Genomic DNA, 390 nt, shown 5'->3' with positions numbered 1-390 from the left:
GAGAAGTCGAATCGCTGAAGCAGCATGATCAGCACGAGGTGGGCTTCCTGCATCGCGAACGGCCGGCCGATGCAGGCGCGCGCGCCATTGCCGAACGGTTTCCACGCGTTCGGCGGCAGCTTTTCCGCATTCTCTGGCGCAAATCGCTCAGGACGGAACGCCTCGACGTCGTCGCCCCACACGCTGGTATCGCGATGCAGCATCGGCGTCAGGATCATGATGATGTCGTCCGGAGAAACGGCGTATTTCCCGCCGAACGTGGTGTCGGCGAGCGGCGTGACGGCGAAGGCCGGCGCCGTGGGCCAGATCCGCAACGTTTCCATCAGGATCTGCTCGACGTAACGCAGGCGTGCCAGATGCTCGATTCGCGGCGTGTCGTTGCCGACGACC

General features: G+C 64.1%; 1 protein-coding gene. It reads right to left on the bottom strand.

From position 1 onward, the window contains the following. Positions 1–390 (bottom strand): cytochrome P450 (locus AC30CM_RS27355; protein ID WP_490120031.1); only part of this gene is annotated, 390 nt, incomplete at both ends.

It is taken from the genome of Mycobacterium sp. DHQP2018-32-09 (assembly GCF_058148405.1).
The sequence above is the reverse complement of the archived record's forward strand: the minus strand, read 5'-3'. Positions and strand labels throughout refer to the sequence as shown.